Here is a 440-nt window from a genome sequence, read left to right as displayed (position 1 = left end):
AACTTCGCCAAGCTCGCCTTCGATGGCAAAGAGTCACCGCCAAACCAGCGCGACACCAATCGCTGACAGGCCAGCTGTTCAGCAAAGAGCTATAATCGACTACGGCTGTGCCGCTTTTAATTCAGCTTCGAGGAAAACTCGCGTGCGTGGTAGATCGTCGTTATGCTCGACGGCGCCGAGGTCACCACGATCGAGGGCCTCGGCACGCCCGACGCGATGCACCCGATGCAGGCCGCGTTCGTCGAGAGCGACGGCTACCAGTGCGGCTACTGCACTTCGGGCCAGATCATGTCCGCCGTCGCGCTGCTCGACGAACCCTGCGGGCCGACCGACGCCGACGTCAAGGAATTGATGAGCGGGAACATCTGCCGGTGCGGCGCCTACGCGAACATCGTGCAAGCGATCCAGCAAGTGCGCCACCCGAAGTAGACAACGTCAAG

General features: G+C 61.6%; 1 protein-coding gene. It reads left to right on the top strand.

All coding sequences use genetic code 11. The features are described from left to right. The first annotated feature begins 162 nt into the window (after positions 1–162). Complete coding sequence (locus AB1L30_RS00695; protein WP_367011425.1) at positions 163–429, top strand: 2Fe-2S iron-sulfur cluster-binding protein; 267 nt, start codon at positions 163–165, stop codon at positions 427–429. Positions 430–440: the final 11 nt, after the last annotated feature.

This window comes from Bremerella sp. JC817, assembly GCF_040718835.1.
GTDB lineage: Bacteria > Planctomycetota > Planctomycetia > Pirellulales > Pirellulaceae > Bremerella.
Note: the sequence above shows the minus strand (reverse complement) of the source record. Positions and strands in the feature narration are given on the sequence as shown.